The following is a 17,195-nucleotide window of genomic DNA, read 5'->3' as shown; positions in this document are numbered from 1 at the left end:
ATCATCAACATCACCAGCTATTCTTCTGTCTACAATTAATTCTCCTGTTTGTAATATCTCTAGCCCACTGCGTAGTAATCTAATGCAGTGCATCCCGTGTTTGAGATCAAAACCATGCCGTGGCGATCGCCAAGCGTGCCGATGTGGTAGTCGTGATCGGCTTCAAAACTGAGTCTGAAAACATCGACAACGCCGATATGAGCCTGCCTTGGGGGCAGCGCTAAGTGATTGAGGCTGTAATCAAGGCCAACCCAAACACGGTTGTGGTGCTACAAACTGGCAACCCGGTTGAAATGCCGTGGCGCGACAAGGCTAAGGGCATCGTGCAGAGTTGGTACTCCGGCAATGCCGGCGGGCGGGCGATCGCCGAGATACTGGCCGGTAAGGTCAACCCTTCGGGCCGCCTGCCCGTAAGCTTCTACGCCAACGTGGAACAGACGCCGCATCCGAAGATGCCCGGTTTCGGCACACCGGAAAATACCCCGACCGTGATCAAATACCACGAAGGTGCCGAAGTTGGTTACCGCTGGCTCGCTAAGACTGGTGCCAAGCCGAACTATGCTTTCGGTCATGGCTTGAGCTACACAAGCTTCAATTACAGTGACCTTAAAGTCAGTGGTGGCGATACAATCACCGCCAATTTTACGGTGACAAATGTTGGTAAGCGTATCGGTGCCGATGTGCCACAACTCTATCTCACGGATGCTGCTGGTGAGAAGCGGATGCGCCTACTCGGCTTCGAGCGAGTTGTGCTTGAACCCGGTAAATCACGTCAGGTGAAGGAACCGCCGATCCGCGGCTGCTGGCACGCTTTGACGGCAGTGCTGGACAGTGGCGCACCACATCGGGCAACTACCGATTTGCCCAGGGCAAATCCGCTGACGACTTTGTTCTCACTGCCGAAGCACCGCTGAAGGCGCGGCTGTTTGGGAAGTAGCGCCTTGACCTTAGCTACCAACGCGGCAGCAACATAGTAATCGATGTTGCCGCAATGTACGATGTGTAAGAACGAGCGAATGGGTTTTCATCTGTGACCTACCGAGTTGTTGAACATCTGACTGAAAATCAAATTTCAGATTTACTAGATTTGTATAAAAACGAATTTTGGAGTCACAAACGCACCCGTGAAAAAGTCATAAAGATGCTAGCCGCATCAGATATTATGATTGGGTTGGTTGATGAGTGCGATCGCTTAATTGCTTTTACTCGTGTTCTGACAGATTTTGTCTACAGGGCAACTATTTATGATGTGATTGTTAAGCCTACCCACAGAAAGATGGGACTTGGCGCTCAGTTAATGGATATTGTTGTCAATCATCCTCAGTTACACTCTGTTGAGCAATTTGCTCTTTACTGTCTGCCAGAGATGATTCCATTTTACGAGCGCTGGGGTTTCACTGCTGATGTAGGTGAATTTCGCTTAATGTGTCGCAATCATCAATTTCATCATGATGAAAGTAAATCATAGAAAATTGCAAAATAAATTCTCCTAAAATTCAAAAGCTGGAATCACTTCTTGCTCACTTTCAGCAGCTTTAACCCACTTCTGCAATGCTGGCAATGCCAAAATAGTTTTTACATAGTTTTTCGCAATATCATCTAATTGCACATCGTAGATGACAAACCTTAAAACAACTGGGGCAAACATAGCATCAGCAACTGAAAATTTACCAAACAACATATCACCACCAGTACCAAAATTTTGACGGCACTCTTGCCAGATATTAGTAATACGGTTAATATCTTTTTGCACGCCTATTGCCATACCTTTACCAAGAAGTTTAGCACGGCAGTTCATTGGCATATTTTGACGTAAATTCTGAAAACCTGAGTGCATTTCGGCAGAGATAGAACGGGCGATCGCTCTTGCGGCTTTATCTTTCGGCCACCAATATAGATGCGGAAATTCTTCAGCTAGATATTCGCAAATAGCTAGTGAATCCCATATTTTTAGAGAACCGTGTAACAGAACAGGCACTTTTCCTGAAGGAGAGTATTGACTAATTTTAGAGGTAGATTCTGGTGTGTAGAGGGGAATACAAATTTCCTGAAATTCTAAGCCCAAGTGTTTCATCGCTAGCCAAGGGCGCAGCGACCACGAAGAATAATTTTTGTTGCCAATTACAAGAGTTAGCTCTGACATTTTTAATTACCTATAAAGCTGTTCTATCCAAGCACGTATATCAGATTCTGAACCTGAGGTGAAAGATTTTCCAGTTAAAGGATCGTATACTTGCCAATAAGTATTACCGTTACGATCATCCTTTTGATAAACTTGTAATTCCTGATTCTCTTGCAAGAGTTTTACTATTTTTTGCCAAAAAATACCCACAATTTTCCACAAAACTGACTTACTGTCATAGCTAGATTTTAGTTGTAATTTTGTGTCTTCTGTTTGTATGCACATTTCATTATTTCTCATAGAATTATGCTGGAATTTCATCAATAATCAAAACTGTAACAATACCTCAATTCACAATCAAATCATAACTTGTATATTTTCTATAAATGTGGTTTATGGATAGCAAAAAGAATTGATACAATCTTGTTTGGGAAAACCAAGTCAGTACCTATATAGAAATTGCTCATGAAACTTTCCCAGATTCGAGCCTTAGTAGCAGTGGCAGAGTATGGTAACTTCAGTGAGGCGGCTAGTGAATTACAACTTTCCCAACCAGCAATAAGTCATGCTATTGCTACCTTAGAAGAGGAACTAGGCGTACCTTTATTCGCTAGAGGGCGTTATGGCGCGATATTGACACCAGCAGGAGAAAGAATTTTATTTTATGCTCGTCAAGCCATACACCATCTGGAGATGATCCAGCAAGAAGCAAATCTGCATAGAGGTTTACATGGTGGTTATGTGCGAATTGCTTCTTTTCGCAGTATCGCTACCCATTTACTACCAACAGCGATCGCTAAATTTAACCATCAATTCCCAGAGATCGCTGTAACTATTATTGAAAGGCTTTCCTACGTGGATGTCGAACAGACTTTACGTGAAGGACGTGCTGATATTGGTATTACTTATCTACCTACTAGCGATGAATTTGAAGCGCAGGAAATTGTACGGGATGAATATGTAGCTTTATTACCACCCAATGCCGAAATCAAGAATTCACAAATTACTTGGGCAGATTTGGCTGTTTATTCACCAATAATGCTTGCCTGTTTACCTTGTGGGCGACCTTTACACCACCATATAAAAAAATTAGCACCCTTTTTGAATACCGCTAGTGACATTCAAGAAGACTCTACTATTGTCAGCATGGTTAATCAAGGACTAACGGCGGCTATACTTCCTCGTTTAGCAGCGATACCAATTCCCCCAGGCGTGCAAGTATACAATCTGCCAGTACCGTTAGAAAGAGTTATGGCTGTTGCCGTTCTATCTAATGCTCTCCATGTTCCTGCGGTTTTCAAGTTTGTAGAAATGTTAAAAAAATTTGATTTTCAAAGTTTAGCTCAATTGGCTTAATTTAATCTTCATTTGTGTGGAAATTGTCAGTAATGTGATTGGAGGACGTTATACCCTAATCTAGGTAAAAAATTAGCCGTTAATAGATTGCTTTCAAGATTACCTTGGAGATTTATATGATGTTCTTCTCATTGCCCAAGTTCAGAGCTTCCATTATGGGTGTTGAATTGGTTTCAATTTTGCCAAGTGCATCAAAGAATCGTCAATTATAGATTTTATTGTGATCCCTGAAACTCTTAATCACATTAACAACACGAATTTTTTGTATAAAAATCAATGAGTTGCTTCCACAAAAAAATGCCTTATAACTGTATGGAAAATATCTATAACTTTTTGCAAATATCTGAGTATATCGCCACTTCCGGACAACCAACAAAAGAAGAATTTGCATTTATTCAAGAAGCAGGATATCAATTAGTTGTGAATTTAGCACTACCAGAATCTCCTAATGCTTTACCTGATGAGAAACAAATTGTAGAATCTCAAGGTATGGAATATGTTCATATCCCCGTAGTTTGGGACAAACCTAACTTTGAAAATGTGAAAGAATTTTTTAGAGTTATGGAAACAAATGCTGATAAAAGAGTGTTTGTTCACTGTGCTGCCAACAAGAGAGTGTCGGCTTTTATTTATCTTTATCGTCGTCTACATGAAGGTATAAGTGATGACGAGGCAAAGAAAGATTTACATCAAATTTGGACTCCCAATGAGATTTGGCAAAGATTTATTGAACAGGTAATTGACTATTGTAGATAGAACAAATGGTAGTTAGCTAGTGGTTGTTCCCCCTTCTTGTAAATTTAGACATGCCTATAATTGCAATTATGCTAACCTTAGTTATCTTTCGTATATTTGGTTGCTAATTTACTTTTAATTAGCATAAATTGTGCTTGTGCGGTTAAATTAAGTTAACTATGTCCTCAGTTCCTGCAATCGAAAGTATATATACTGATGGCGCTTGCACTGGCAATCCAGGGCCAGGCGGTTGGGGTATTGTTGTTTACTTCGGTGATGGCTCTGTTCATGAAATAGGCAATGCAGCCAAGCAAACCACCAATAACAGAATGGAAATGCAAGCTGCGATCGCGGCTTTAGAATTTCTTAAAACATCCGGACAAAGCCAACCCATCACTCTTTACACTGATAGCGAGTATCTAATTAACTGCGTTACTAAATGGGTAAAAACTTGGAAAAGAAAAGGCTGGAAAAAGGCAGACGGTAAGCCCGTTCTTAATCAAGATTTGCTAGAAATCCTTGATCAACTTAACACTCGCCAAGTAAAATGGCAACACGTCCGGGGGCATGCAGGTAATGAAGGTAACGAACGCTGCGATGCGATCGCCCGTGCTTTTGCCTGTGGTAAAACTCCTGCACTTAAACAAATTTCCGAATCTGCTTCCTCTGGCGCACTTCCACAGATACAAAAAAAAGAAGTTGCGGTAGCAAGTTTATCTGATTCTAGTGACGAATTGATGATAATGAACCAAAATACACAAGATATCAGTTCTCTTGCACCCGATACAAACATGATTGAAACTTCTCATAATTCAGCTGCTCTCAATAACGAAGAATTACCACGTGAAATCAGAGTGGTGCAACTCCGTAACTTAGTTGAAACTCTAAGAATAGCCGACGAAATCTCTGAAAAAGGTTACCTAATAACCAGCTCCGAACTAGCAGATCTAATGGATGTTCATGCTAGCGCTGTTACCAGTCGTGGCGATCAATGGCGCTGGCGTAACTGGATTGTCTCGCGGGTACGCCGAGAAGGCAATCAAATTCTTTGGGAATTAGAACGCGGTGATCGCATTAATGATACAGATGAGTAGAACAAATGTAGGGAGGAAGAAGTGGCGACGCAGTTATGATCAGACACGGAGACATTGAGACGCGGTAACGCCCAGAGAAATGAAGATAAGGAGATCGGGAGATAAGCACACAAGGTGATAGAACCTGATTCACAATTCTCCGTTTCCCCGTGTCTCCTATCACCTGTCCCCTTAGCTATACTCTCTTCCTCGCCATTGTCGGGGTTTGCGAAATGCAGACAAAAAGATGCGTAACACTGCTAACGGATCTGCCAAAGGAGAAAGCCAAAATAGCCAACCGCCTCTAGCGAGTGTGCGATCGTAGCTGGGTGCGATCGCAAAAAGCATGGCAAAGCGAATTAACAGCAGAAATAAATTCAGCCCTAGTAGTAACAAAAGCGGAGAAGGGTTTAGAGGAACAGAGGGAGAAAACAACAAAAAGCTGAGTACAATGAGCAGAGGTAAACCTTGAACTGCTGAAAGTAACCACAAATCACCCCACAATAGGGAACGAGAGGAAGCATCTTTCAAGTCAAGGCTTCGTCCCCATTCTGTCCAAGTCTCCTTTGCGCCTTCGTACATTCGTACTTTCAAAACTTTTGCCCCATCTAGAAATCCCACTTTAAAACCAGAAGCGGCTATGTGGCGTGCTAAGGTAACATCATCACAAAAAGAACTTTTAGCGCTGGTATAACCGTTGACATCAACTAAAACAGAACGACGGCAGAAAAAGCATTGACCATTAGCCATTACTCGCTCTGCCTGTTCAGTATTAATGCCAGTGGGATCAAAACGATAAAGTAATGTCATTAACAAAGCTGGTTGTAGCCAACACTCTCCTGGATATTTGAGAATAAACTGAGGTGAAAGAGAAACAAGATCATATCCTTCAGCTACTGCTGTCTTAACTAAACCTGCAACTAAACCAGGTGAAGGCTGAGTATCGGCATCCATACCCAGGAACCATTCACTTGCCTCTGAACTGTGCAAAAAGCCGTTATGTAATGCCCAAGGACGCCCTACCCAATTAGCTGGTAAGGGATCGTCAGTCATTATACGAAAGCGGGGATCTTGTTTTTGTGCGGCTTTTACCAAGTCAGGGGTACCATCTTGAGAGTTACTGTCTACAACAATAATTTCCCGAACTTCATAGCTTTGCCGACTTAAACCAGTTAAGAGGGGGCTAATTCGAAGAGCTTCGTTCAAAGTAGGAATAACTACACTGACACTACCCAAAAGTTCTGGTGTTGGGTGTTGAGATGTAATAGGAGGATGGCGCAAAGGCCCTTTAAAGAGGCGCGACAGTAAAATAGCCGTTGCTGGGACTTGTATGAGTAATAAAAAGAGCGAAAAGGCGCTTACTATTGTCAACCAACCGATCACTTGTAAAAATGCTGAGGGGTGTCTAACGAAAACCGCTATGCATCTTGGCAATTGCGGCAGTACAAACTTGCGTCACTGACGTGGACAAGAAACTAAAATAGAGACGCGATTAATTGAATCTCGATCGCGTCTAGTAAGTATTTTGGTTATTTGAGAGCAACTCTTACCTCGGCTGCTTGCATTTCTTTGGTTGTTGATTCCAAAGATGCTGGTGTAGATGTGCTTTGAGCCTTCCACCACAGCAGCACCGCCGGAGTTGTACCAAGTAGCAAGCCAAGTAGCACGGGGATGGAAAATCCAGCAGCCAAGCTCATGACAGTAGCAAAAGCAAAGTTGCTTAAGTAAACAATCAAGGGTAGATTAAGTTGCCATCCCTGTAATTGAATCGGTGTATTTCTCCACAACAGTGCAGCCACCGTCATAAACACACAACCAGTACCTAACCACCCAACAAAGTTTTGGTAGGGCATTCCAAAGAAAGCTCCTGGTTGATGCCAGTACCAAAATGGTAAAGCAGTTTGGCTCATTGCCGGGTCTAGGACAAAATCCCAAGAGGTTAGCAACAATGAACCCAAAGCCACAGCACCTGCGTGACGGAGCAAGCTAGGTTTTTTATCTACTTCCAACCCAGCACGCGCCAACAAGTAAGAAGCACATCCCAAATAGAACCACGACAAGGGAATAGTAAATGGTACTAAGCCTGCTATTTTATAGCCCAAGCCACTTAAGTAAGTGTAGTGACCAAAAGGAAATCCAGTACTAGTTCCTAATAATTCACTAGTTAAAGAAATTAATACTGAGGGCAGCATAAAAGCCAGCCACAAACGTAACCCCAATGTTCTATAAGCATATAAAGCAACAGCTGCTGTTCCCAAAATCATGTAAACTACGCCGCCTCCAGCCATACTCCATTGCATGGCGGTTTGTCCTACCTCGGACAAGTCCATAATGATTTCAGGATGAGGAACGACTAGTAATATTCCTACTAGTCCAAACACCATTGACACAATATGACCAATCAGGCACACGCGTTCAGCTATAACAATTTGTTTCATCATATTTCCCTAACAAGACATGACACGCGGCTACATAACTGCTAACAGTTTACAAATGTTTAAGAAAATATTTAAGTTGTTTTACCGAAATTCTCTATTAAATTCCTAATCTTTTAGTTGCTGCTTGCATAACCAAAAAGACCACTATCATAGATGCTAAGAGAAATTTGAACACTAGTAACTCTCAAGGCTTTGCAATTCAGCAATTATTAAATTGTGGGATCATAGCTTAAACCAGGACTGGGAAAATAACCTTATGTCACTATTGAAAAAACTTCCCTGGCTTTCCCTGATACTACTGCTGCTTACCTTTATTTCCCTTGGCTGGGTGTTATCGGCTGCAAATCCTCCATATTTTATATGGGTGCTGGTTGCGATCGCTATCTTTTTTTTAGTGGCAAGCTTGACTAGTCCTTTGACAAGGATAGCAGACTATTCTCTTAACTTATTTACATCAAACCTTAGATCCTTTAGTGTTACCGTATTAGCGGCTTTTCTGTTCTTTCTTATTTTTGCCCGTTTTCGACTGTTTCTTGATATTTTTGTGATTCTTGCTGCTTTAATGTTGGTGAGAATAGATTTTCAAACAGCAGGATTTAGAGAAGTACAAGCATTTTGTATTATAAGTATTTTTTCTCTAACAGGTCTAGTGATGGGTGCTTTTATAGAAAGAATAATGTTTCAATACAATGTCTATAGTTAAATCATCAAGCAGGGCGGCAGTAATGCCTACCCTACTGAAGATTCTGGTATTTTAAGAAGCAGCAACTTCAGCAGCAACGGGATAAACGCTGACTTTTTTACGGGTTTTGCCTTTGCGTTCAAAGGTTACTACGCCGTCAACTAAAGCAAACAGAGTGTCATCGCTACCAATACCGACGTTGTTGCCAGGGTGAAATTTAGTACCACGTTGTCTAATGAGAATATTGCCCGCGCGGACAACTTCCCCACCGTAACGCTTCACACCCAATCGTTGAGCATTTGAATCGCGACCGTTACGTGTACTACCTGTTCCTTTCTTATGAGCCATAATTTCCTCTTTTTAGATAATGTAAATAGTTAGTGGTTAGTAGATAGTAGGGGAGGCAGCGCGCCCTTGGGGTTTTCCCCGTTGTAGCTACTGCCGTGAGGGTTTCAGTGATTATTTTTCGGTTAAACAGCGGGTTTATACAGAAGATATTTCGCCTATTCAGAGGTATTGTTGTTAAAACCCGCCCCTACTATATTATTCAGCAGCTGTTTCGGCAGGTACGTCTGTTGCCTCATTAGTGGTAGTAGTGGTTGCTGTCTCTTCCGAAGCAAGTACAGAACCATTCATGCTAATGGAGTTAATCATTAACCTGGTGATTTCTTGCCGATGTCCCCGCTTTTTACGAGTTTTCTTTTTCGGTTTCATTTTGTACACCAGGACTTTGCGACCTCGAAGATGCCGCATCACTGTCCCTTCTACTTTCGCCCCTGTCACTAACGGCTGTCCAATGGTGGTTTCGCCATCATGCTGTACTAACAGCACTGATTCTATAGTAACTTTTTCATCTGGTTGGCTATGAAGCAGTTCTATATCATAAAAGCGACCTGCTTCAACTCGTAATTGTTTGCCGCCAGTTTCAATAATTGCGTAGGTCATGTAATTGTCCTTGAAATTTGCCGTACAGGTAGCTGGCTTTTTCTTTTGCCAGCTTTTGTAGTATGTCTACTCAAATCTTGCACTTTGCCCCTAGAACGCCTGGAACTGAAGTACCAGGCTTATAGCTCAAGTCCGTTTTAACGGACTCAAAACTTGCCTAGTCTGCTTAAGCAGACTTTAACCCTGAGCCAAGAAATTTATTTCTTGGTGGACAAAAGCGTAGATGCAAAATATGAATCTACCTGATCCGAGCAGGAAATAGACAGACAATCTGCCATTGTACTTTATTATTCAACTGGGGTCAAATTATAAGCATCAGGCATCAACTAGACAGTTGGGCTGCTACCCGTTGCATGATTTCTTCTGGTGGCACTTCTTCAATACGACTGGCAATTGACCAATGATGACCAAAGGGATCGACTAGCTTGCCATAGCGATCGCCCCAAAACATATCCTCTAAAGGCATTGTTACCGTTGCTCCCGCACTCACGGCACGAGCAAACCAAGTATCTGCATCATCAACTTGCAGGTGAATTGTTACAGGCGAACCATTTAAGGCAGTTGGTGACTGGATACAAAAATCTGGAAATTCATCATTTAAATAAATCATCGAGTTGCCAATTTCCAACTCGGCGTGCATAATTTTGTTATCTTCTGGAGAGGGCAGAATGTATTTCTCAATCGCACCAAAAGCTGCTTTGTAAAACTCTATTGCCGCTCTGGTCTCACTAACCGTCAAATGTGGAGTGATTGTACGAAACTCTGTCATTGCCTTTCTCCTCGCAGATATGCAAGTAGGTTTCTCTCAACCACAGATTATAGTACAATTGTACTGCATAGATAGAGAATTAATCAAATGTAACATTGAGCAATTTAAACGTCTAATTGCTTAGTAAGGCGGATAACCAAAATCATCTTCATCTGGGTAAATATAGGAGCTAGAAACACCTGCCGCTACCATCTTCGTCGATGTTTCTGCTTTCGCAGTATCCCGACCAAACTCTTTGTGTTCTTCAAAAGTCTTGATAATGATTTCTGACTCTGGAGAATCGGAAGCAATTAAATACTGTGTTAACGTCCCAATCGTAGGATGTTTATAGTCTACAGTTGAAGCAACCAGAACCGTTTTTGGTTCAATGCCTCTTTCTTCACAATCAATCATGGGACAAAAAATTCCGTGGGCATGAAATAGCTGCCCTTTTGGCGTTAAAGGTTGCTTGCGATATCCAGAATATGCCCTTTCTAGTTCAGCGACAAATCCACCTGCAACTCTACCTTGTTGATATTCGCAATAAGCTTTGCTAAAACTTGCTCCTGCTGCACCGTTCAGGGTTAATTGCAAAGGTAATTCATGTAAAAACTTTTTATTTTCTGCAACTAGAAAAATCAAGTAACGTGTAAAAGTTTTAAATTTAAGCTTATCTGCTAAAAAAGCATCGTAATTATCTCTAAGCGTACCGAGCTTAATACCAGTTTCCCTATCTTTTACAGACAAAGGCCCCCTTCTGACAATTACAATGCGGGGAGTAGTAGTAATATATACCGTTTCTAGTCCGGAACTAAATTCGTGTTCTACTTGCTGCCAATTGTCATCCGGCTGAAAGCCCACGGCGTGGGCATTATCTAGTTTAATTGCCAAACCGTAATGTTGAATGCCATTGTTGCCATACCGAGGATTAATCATCTGACACCAAGGGATGATTTGAGAAGGGGGTGCGTTAAACTTCTCGTCCTCAAAGTCGAATTTTGCAGATGCTTTCATCTTCTTAGGCGCTTGTGAGTATCTTGCAGATCCAGTTTAAGAAATTGTGGGGCGTTAGTGCGGGTGGTGGCAGTAAATCAGCGATCAGTTGTCAGTTATCTTGTTCACTGTTAACTTTTCGCTGTTAACTGATTTGCGATCGCACCCAAAATCAGCAAACAGAAGTTAATGATACCTTTTGTATCATTCATCGAAGGCATGAGGCGTATTCTGAAGCAGATTTTAACAACAGGACAGCGGTGTCGGTTCCAAAAACAACAATTCTTGTTGTAACCGCTCCTGAAAAGCCTCCTTCCCAAAACAAGCGATCGCCTCCTCTCGCAACCACTGTCCATCGCAACGCCGATCTTGTCCTTTGAGTATTTCGATGCAAGCCTTTGCCACAGCATCAGGATCGCGGTGCGGTACTCGCCATCCCAATTTTCCATCATGCAACGGTTCAGCTGAACCATCGGCATCACCAGCAAGTACAGGCACACCACAAGCCATTGCCTCCAGATAAACAATACCAAATCCCTCTTGAGAAGGCATAACGTAGGCATCAGCAAGGCGATAGTGTGTTACTAGTTCTTCTGTAGGGATAAAGCCAGCAAATACTACACGTTCTGCTACACCTAAATCTTTTGCTAGCTGGGCTAATCTGGGTTGATCGTCGCCACGGCCAATTACTAAGTATTTTACTTCTGGAAAAACCTCAGATATTTGCGGTAAAGCTCTAATCGTCACATCTACACCTTTGTAGATATCTCCTGACCACAGTCGTGCTACGGTCATTAATACCTTTGCTCCTGCCAAATCATATTTATCGATTAATTCTGGCTGTTTGAGACCTGGAGTAAATTTATTTTCGTCAATGGCACAAGGAAGTAGGTGTACCTTGTTGGGATCAATACTATTTGCCGCACAAAGGCGATCGCGACTATGACGACTAATTGTCAAAATCTTTGTAGCACTGGCAAGAGCGCGTTGTTGCTGAGGTGGAAGCACTTCCCAGACTTCTTTACCATAAGTTAGGACAGTGTAAGGAATTCCTAAGGGCTGACAGAGAGTTTGTACCAATACTGCTAATTTTATATGACCACAAAAAACATGTTGGGGGCGTTGTTGTAGCAGAGACTTTAGCAAAGCCGCTGTCATTTTGACTCTGCCGATTTGAGGAGAATGGCTTTTAAAGTAATGAAACTGTAAACGCTCACACTCATAAATATTTGAGCAGCAGGAGCTATCTCGTAGCAAGAATACATGACCATGATAGGCTTCAGTGAAACCTAGATAGGCACGAAAAATATCTTTTATGTAGGATTGGATTCCTCCTTCACATTCAAAAATTTCCAAGAAAACAAAGAAGCAATCAGCTTTTTTTTTAAACTTACTTTCTAAACTTGGCTTTTGATCTACGTTATTAATTAACATCTTTTATAATCTCGGCTACTGCGTCACAGTAGATAATTAATACTTCTGGTAAAAACACTGTTGATATCAACTAATTTATAAGTGCTTTATTTTACATCAATGAGTAATCGAATTCTAACATATGGACAATGTATAACTCAAATGCGATCTCTACGGTAACTTTTAATTTTTTTAATACATTCATTTTCAGTAAAAACAAGTAACATACAGTCATTCTAAATCATTTTCATCGCTCAAGCTCCCCGACTTTTTAGAGAAGCCGGGGAGCTTTAATTTAGAGCTTACAATTTTCAAAAGCATGGATTGACTAATCTATTTAAAGTTATCAAATCAAATAATTTATATTTGACTTTCCTTCTTTAGATAGAAGGTTAAGCCTATTCAACTTTTTAGACTAGACTAGTGTAGTTAAGATTTTGCAAACAAAAAATAATAGGGATCAAAAATAACTACTGATATCTTTAGCTAATTTCTAGTCAACATAATAAATACTTAGATATGTAGTAGTTACAAATTTATAAGGAGATTTGCATAGCTCAATAATTTGAAGAAGGAGGAAAAATGAAAACTCTAAATAAATATCAAAAAGGAGGTTGGAATAATCGCATAGGTGCTCTAGCTATTGCATTAGCGGCAATAGTTCTTCCTGCATGCGCTAACAATCAACAACAAGCGACTACTCCTCAATCTCCAGCAGCAGAAGATCCTAATACTTCTGAACCTGTGACAGAAAAAGAAAACGTTACTGCACCAGATGTTAGTCAGAAGACAGATGCTCTTGTAGGTAAACTCGTAACTGTCAGAAGCCAGCCTATTAATAGGCTGAATGATAGAGTATTTACAATTACTGACAGGGAAGTTTTTAGTGGTGAAAGAATAGTCGTTGTAAATAATACTGGTCAACCTGTCAATTGGCCTATACCTCAAGATGCGAGATTACAAGTAACGGGAACAGTTACTAAGTTTGATCCCAATGCTATTCAACAAGAATATGGCTTAAACTTAGGTCAAGATTCCTATCGAGAATATCAAGGTAGACCAGCAATTATTGCACAGTCAATTGCCTTGGCACCAGTACCGGGAGAAATCAGCGAAAATCCAAAAGCTTATTACAACAAGGTGATTGCTGTACCTGCTGATGTCGAAAGAATTTACAGTCCTAATGCATTTGTTCTTGAAGACGATACGCTCCTTGGTAATAATCCATTGCTAGTTTTGGTTACGGATCAAATAAAAGAAAAAGCTCCTATTAAACAAGGCGAAAGGATTGTTGCTACTGGTACACTCCGACCATTTGTTGTTACAGAGCTTGAGAGAGACTACAATTTTGGTTGGAACCAACAGTTGCGAGGACAGTTAGAGAAGGAATACAACACAAGACCTGTGTTAATTGTCGAAGGTATATATCCATCTGCATTGCCACAAAGTGCTAAATAGTTGTTTTTGAAGCTGTAAATATTTCCCTAGCCCTCTTTGCAAGGGCAGGGTTATTTTCTTTTTTATTATTTGTATCTTTTTTATTCGCTAGCCTCAATAATTATTTGCTTCTCCATAACAGCTAGTAAAACTGCCACATCTGGAGAAACTTTATTACATAGATTAAATTGTGATCCGACAGACTCAAAAGTTTTTCCTTGCAAGATTTGATAACCAATGTTTAGTAATTCATTCCAAGTAACATCACTTTCAATATAAGCTTTAGCTATGGTAATCAATAAGTTTTGATATTTATTACCTTCAGCTTTCGTCATCATAGTGTGGGGAATGTCAAAAACTTTCTCGAAGTTAAAATACCAAGATTGAGGTTGGTGCTTGATTAAAGCTAAAAATAAAGCTCGTAGTTCATTATGGTCAATTGTGGGGTCACTTTCACTAGAAATAACAAACATTGGCACTGCGGCCTCTTTTTCTACTCGCTCCAGTACTTCTTGACCCATATCTAAAAATAATCGTAGTGCCGGAATGCGAAAACCGTGATAACCAAAATTTCCAGGATTATCTTTATTCAACCATTCATAATAAAAAGGAAGTATTTCTACAAGAAAGTTGACAATTGGATTGTTGCCACTAACATAGGGAGCAAACAGTATAGCCTTTTCTATTTCTTTGGTGAATTCTAATGCTAACCAGGCTGCCAAATTTCCACCTGTTGATAATCCACTAATGATTATCTGCTCTCCTAAATTTCGTGCTATTTGCAGCCAGGAGGATGCAAACTCTTGATATACTTGTTGTTCTGTAGGCAAAGGAGGAGGGTTATCACCATTCCAATTCCCCGCTATTCCATGACCAGGCTGTAAAGGAATCAAAACATTGTAACCTGATTCAAAAAGAGCTTTTCCCAGTGGTTCAAATTGGTAAGGCCCAGCAGTAAATCCGTGAAAAAACAAGCAAACTTTTGAGGTGGGATGAGAGTGGAAAAAGAATTTTGAGCGGCAAGCTTCATTTTTGATTGGAAGAACATCCTCGACAGTTTTTGCTTGCTGAATTATTTCTGTTGTAATAGTGGAATAATCGGGCATATTAAATATTGAGTAAATTATTTTATTTTAAAAACTGACTATGTTAATTTTGCATCACCTTTTAGATAGAAAAATATCTAACTAGAATTGCAGGTATTATAATCTACGTGTAATTTCTAATTAGCTAAAGAATTTGTGATAAAAATTGGCGGGTGCGTTCTTCTTGCGGGTTAGTAAAAAAACTATCAGGGGTAGCTGATTCTACTAAATTGCCATTATCCATCAGAATCACTCGATCAGCTACTTCACGGGCAAATCCAACTTCGTGGGTGACAACTACCATTGTCATGCCATCACGGGCAAGACTTCGCATCACCTCTAAAACTTCTCGCACCATCTCTGGATCTAAAGCAGAGGTTGGTTCATCAAATAGCATAATTTTAGGTTGCATAGCTAGAGCACGAGCGATCGCTACTCTCTGCTGCTGTCCTCCAGACAACTGTCCTGGGTATTTATGTGCTTGTTCTAAAATGCCTACTCGATCTAGTAGTTGCATTGCCAATTCTTCGGCTTTTACCTTCGGCAAACGACGTACCCAAATTGGTGCCAAAGTGATATTTTGAATTACCGTTAAATGGGGAAATAAATTGAACTGTTGAAATACCATTCCCACTTCTCGGCGAATTGCTTCAATGTTTCGTAAATCATGGCTGAGGATAATGCCATCAATTTCTATTTTGCCTTTTTGGTAATCTTCTAAAGCATTAAATGTGCGGATAAAGGTTGATTTACCCGAACCAGAAGGCCCCATCAAGACTATTACCTCTTCACGATTTACTGTTAGATCTACGCCTCGCAGAGCATGGAATTTACCATACCACTTGTGAACCTGATCGGCAATAATTATCGGTGTTTGTTCTGACACAGAAATCAACCTCCTAACTTTCTATTTTTCATTCACTAACTGCTTCTCTAAGCGTCGAGCAGCCAGCGACATAGCATAACAAAATAGCCAGTAAATTAAGCCAATAAATAAATATACTTCTGCATAACGACCGAGAAATTGTGGCTGTGCCAAAATAGAACGGGCAATTCCTGTAAGTTCTACTAATCCCACCAAAGATAAAAGTGAAGTGTCTTTAAATAAGCCGATAAATTGACCAACAATTGCTGGAATTGCAACACGCAAGGCTTGAGGTAAGACAATTAATAGCACAACCAAGGAAGCGTTGAATCCGAGGGCTTTGGCGGCTTCAATTTGTCCGCGAGGAATAGCTTGGAGTCCACCACGGACATTTTCTGCCATGTAAGCAGCACTAAAAAAAACTAATCCAGCAATGGCACGCAAAACCCTATCTAAACGAATACCGCCTGGCAGAAATAAAGGAAACATCACCTGAGCAAAGAATAAAATCCCAATTAGTGGCAGTCCTCGAATAATTTCAATGTACAGAAGACATAACCAACGCACTACGGGTAGATTGCTATTACGTCCTAAAGCAAGTAACACGCCAATAGGAAAGGAAAGCACAATACTAACTGCTGCCATCAGAACAGTTAGCAGCAAACCGTTCCATAAACTTGTTGGTACTGGCTTTAAACCAAATCCACCACCAATTAACCAAAATATCACAGGGGAAGATAGTAACCATGCAAGTGAAAGCCAAGGCGCGATCGCACTACTCCATCTTCTACCCAACCAAAAACTTGTAAATATTAAAATTACGATTGACTGTAACCAAAGGCGAATATTTAAATCTAGAGGCAAAAAAAATAAGACTACACAAAGAATCAAAGCAAAAGGGTTAATTCTCCGGCTGTTCACACTTTGTTTGCTAAACAAAACTCCCCAAGTCAGAGCTAATAATGTGGAAGCTATTGCCAGCACAATCCAAACTCGCCAGTATAATGTTGGGGGGAAACGACCAACAAAAAATAAACGCAAATTTACCCAAATTACTTCCCATTGTGCTTGAGTAATTGCCCAACTCAAAACACCCGAACCTATCCAGAACAGTAAAAACAAACAAACAACAGTAAATATGCTGTTGTACCAAGTATTAAACAAATTTTTACGCAGCCAATTCATATTCTAAAAGTTAGTCATTGGTCATTAGTTATTTGTGAGTAGGGGCGGGTTTTATGGATGATCTTTCGCGGAAATCGACAATTTATCTTTTAAACCCGCCCGTACAGTGGTGAGTCAG

General features: G+C 40.8%; 19 protein-coding genes and 1 pseudogene. 7 read left to right on the top strand and 13 right to left on the bottom strand.

Going from position 1 to position 17,195, the window contains the following annotated elements; all coding sequences use genetic code 11:
- Positions 1 to 120 (bottom strand): annotated as a pseudogene (locus tag U2718_RS23285) (nucleotidyltransferase); the annotation flags it as partial.
- 104 nt (positions 121 to 224) lie between these two features.
- On the opposite strand from U2718_RS23285, the gene U2718_RS23280 reads away from it, so the two are divergent.
- Positions 225 to 914: a glycoside hydrolase family 3 C-terminal domain-containing protein gene (locus tag U2718_RS23280; RefSeq protein ID WP_342002551.1), complete on the top strand. Its 690-nt coding sequence runs from the start codon at positions 225 to 227 to the stop codon at positions 912 to 914.
- 116 nt (positions 915 to 1,030) lie between these two features.
- Positions 1,031 to 1,468, top strand: coding sequence for a GNAT family N-acetyltransferase (locus tag U2718_RS23275; RefSeq protein WP_342002550.1), 438 nt, complete (start codon positions 1,031 to 1,033; stop codon positions 1,466 to 1,468).
- A gap of 21 nt (positions 1,469 to 1,489) precedes the next feature.
- On the opposite strand, the gene U2718_RS23270 is transcribed toward U2718_RS23275, so the two are convergent.
- Together U2718_RS23270 and U2718_RS23265 are read right to left on the bottom strand one after the other, a co-directional pair.
- Positions 1,490 to 2,143: a glutathione S-transferase family protein gene (locus U2718_RS23270; RefSeq protein WP_342002549.1), complete on the bottom strand. Its 654-nt coding sequence runs from the start codon at positions 2,141 to 2,143 to the stop codon at positions 1,490 to 1,492.
- A gap of 6 nt (positions 2,144 to 2,149) precedes the next feature.
- Positions 2,150 to 2,422: a hypothetical protein gene (locus U2718_RS23265; RefSeq protein WP_342002548.1), complete on the bottom strand. Its 273-nt coding sequence runs from the start codon at positions 2,420 to 2,422 to the stop codon at positions 2,150 to 2,152.
- A 165-nt stretch (positions 2,423 to 2,587) separates the two neighbouring features.
- Here U2718_RS23265 and U2718_RS23260 point away from each other — a divergent pair, with 165 nt between their 5' ends.
- From U2718_RS23260 to rnhA, 3 genes are all read left to right on the top strand, one after another.
- On the top strand, positions 2,588 to 3,478 hold the full coding sequence (locus U2718_RS23260) for a LysR family transcriptional regulator (protein ID WP_342002547.1): 891 nt from the start codon (positions 2,588 to 2,590) through the stop codon (positions 3,476 to 3,478).
- 312 nt (positions 3,479 to 3,790) lie between these two features.
- Positions 3,791 to 4,234, top strand: a complete 444-nt coding sequence (locus U2718_RS23255) for a protein tyrosine phosphatase family protein (RefSeq protein WP_411813355.1) — start codon at positions 3,791 to 3,793, stop codon at positions 4,232 to 4,234.
- A 158-nt stretch (positions 4,235 to 4,392) separates the two neighbouring features.
- Positions 4,393 to 5,307: a ribonuclease HI gene (rnhA, locus tag U2718_RS23250; protein ID WP_342002545.1), complete on the top strand. Its 915-nt coding sequence runs from the start codon at positions 4,393 to 4,395 to the stop codon at positions 5,305 to 5,307.
- A gap of 171 nt (positions 5,308 to 5,478) precedes the next feature.
- Here the strand turns inward: rnhA and cruG are convergent, their stop codons facing one another.
- The gene (gene cruG / locus U2718_RS23245) at positions 5,479 to 6,669 is read right to left on the bottom strand and encodes a 2'-O-glycosyltransferase CruG (protein WP_342002544.1); all 1,191 of its coding nucleotides are present in this window, start codon (positions 6,667 to 6,669) and stop codon (positions 5,479 to 5,481) included.
- A gap of 146 nt (positions 6,670 to 6,815) precedes the next feature.
- A complete protein-coding gene (cruF, locus tag U2718_RS23240; protein ID WP_342002556.1) occupies positions 6,816 to 7,724 on the bottom strand; it encodes a gamma-carotene 1'-hydroxylase CruF in 909 nt (302 codons plus the stop codon).
- 256 nt (positions 7,725 to 7,980) lie between these two features.
- Here cruF and U2718_RS23235 point away from each other — a divergent pair, with 256 nt between their 5' ends.
- Positions 7,981 to 8,427: a hypothetical protein gene (locus tag U2718_RS23235; protein WP_342002543.1), complete on the top strand. Its 447-nt coding sequence runs from the start codon at positions 7,981 to 7,983 to the stop codon at positions 8,425 to 8,427.
- Between the two features lie 51 nt (positions 8,428 to 8,478).
- Here U2718_RS23235 and rpmA read toward each other — a convergent pair whose 3' ends face one another.
- The 5 genes from rpmA to U2718_RS23210 form a co-directional block, all read right to left on the bottom strand.
- On the bottom strand, positions 8,479 to 8,754 hold the full coding sequence (gene rpmA / locus U2718_RS23230; RefSeq protein WP_342002542.1) for a 50S ribosomal protein L27: 276 nt from the start codon (positions 8,752 to 8,754) through the stop codon (positions 8,479 to 8,481).
- 195 nt (positions 8,755 to 8,949) lie between these two features.
- Positions 8,950 to 9,351: a 50S ribosomal protein L21 gene (gene rplU, locus U2718_RS23225; protein WP_342002541.1), complete on the bottom strand. Its 402-nt coding sequence runs from the start codon at positions 9,349 to 9,351 to the stop codon at positions 8,950 to 8,952.
- A gap of 322 nt (positions 9,352 to 9,673) precedes the next feature.
- Positions 9,674 to 10,120 (bottom strand): VOC family protein, encoded by a 447-nt coding sequence (locus tag U2718_RS23220; protein WP_342002540.1) that lies wholly within the window; start codon positions 10,118 to 10,120, stop codon positions 9,674 to 9,676.
- A gap of 120 nt (positions 10,121 to 10,240) precedes the next feature.
- Entirely contained in the window at positions 10,241 to 11,113 is an 873-nt protein-coding gene (locus U2718_RS23215; RefSeq protein ID WP_342002539.1) for a DUF5895 domain-containing protein, read from the bottom strand.
- Between the two features lie 222 nt (positions 11,114 to 11,335).
- Positions 11,336 to 12,526, bottom strand: a complete 1,191-nt coding sequence (locus tag U2718_RS23210) for a glycosyltransferase (RefSeq protein ID WP_342002538.1) — start codon at positions 12,524 to 12,526, stop codon at positions 11,336 to 11,338.
- Between the two features lie 561 nt (positions 12,527 to 13,087).
- Between U2718_RS23210 and U2718_RS23205 the strand changes: the two genes are divergently transcribed.
- Complete coding sequence (locus U2718_RS23205) at positions 13,088 to 13,963, top strand: hypothetical protein (protein WP_342002537.1); 876 nt, start codon at positions 13,088 to 13,090, stop codon at positions 13,961 to 13,963.
- Between the two features lie 80 nt (positions 13,964 to 14,043).
- Here U2718_RS23205 and U2718_RS23200 read toward each other — a convergent pair whose 3' ends face one another.
- The 3 genes from U2718_RS23200 to U2718_RS23190 all read right to left on the bottom strand — a co-directional run bounded on the left by U2718_RS23200 (position 14,044) and on the right by U2718_RS23190 (position 17,077).
- Positions 14,044 to 15,048 (bottom strand): alpha/beta hydrolase, encoded by a 1,005-nt coding sequence (locus U2718_RS23200; RefSeq protein WP_342002536.1) that lies wholly within the window; start codon positions 15,046 to 15,048, stop codon positions 14,044 to 14,046.
- Positions 15,049 to 15,172: 124 nt separating this feature from the next.
- Positions 15,173 to 15,913, bottom strand: coding sequence for an amino acid ABC transporter ATP-binding protein (locus tag U2718_RS23195; protein ID WP_342002535.1), 741 nt, complete (start codon positions 15,911 to 15,913; stop codon positions 15,173 to 15,175).
- A 21-nt stretch (positions 15,914 to 15,934) separates the two neighbouring features.
- A complete protein-coding gene (locus tag U2718_RS23190; RefSeq protein ID WP_342002534.1) occupies positions 15,935 to 17,077 on the bottom strand; it encodes an amino acid ABC transporter permease in 1,143 nt (380 codons plus the stop codon).
- Positions 17,078 to 17,195: the final 118 nt, after the last annotated feature.

The sequence above is a fragment of the Chlorogloeopsis sp. ULAP02 genome, from assembly GCF_038404745.2.
GTDB lineage: Bacteria > Cyanobacteriota > Cyanobacteriia > Cyanobacteriales > Nostocaceae > Chlorogloeopsis.
This window is presented reverse-complemented; position numbering and strand designations above follow the sequence as displayed.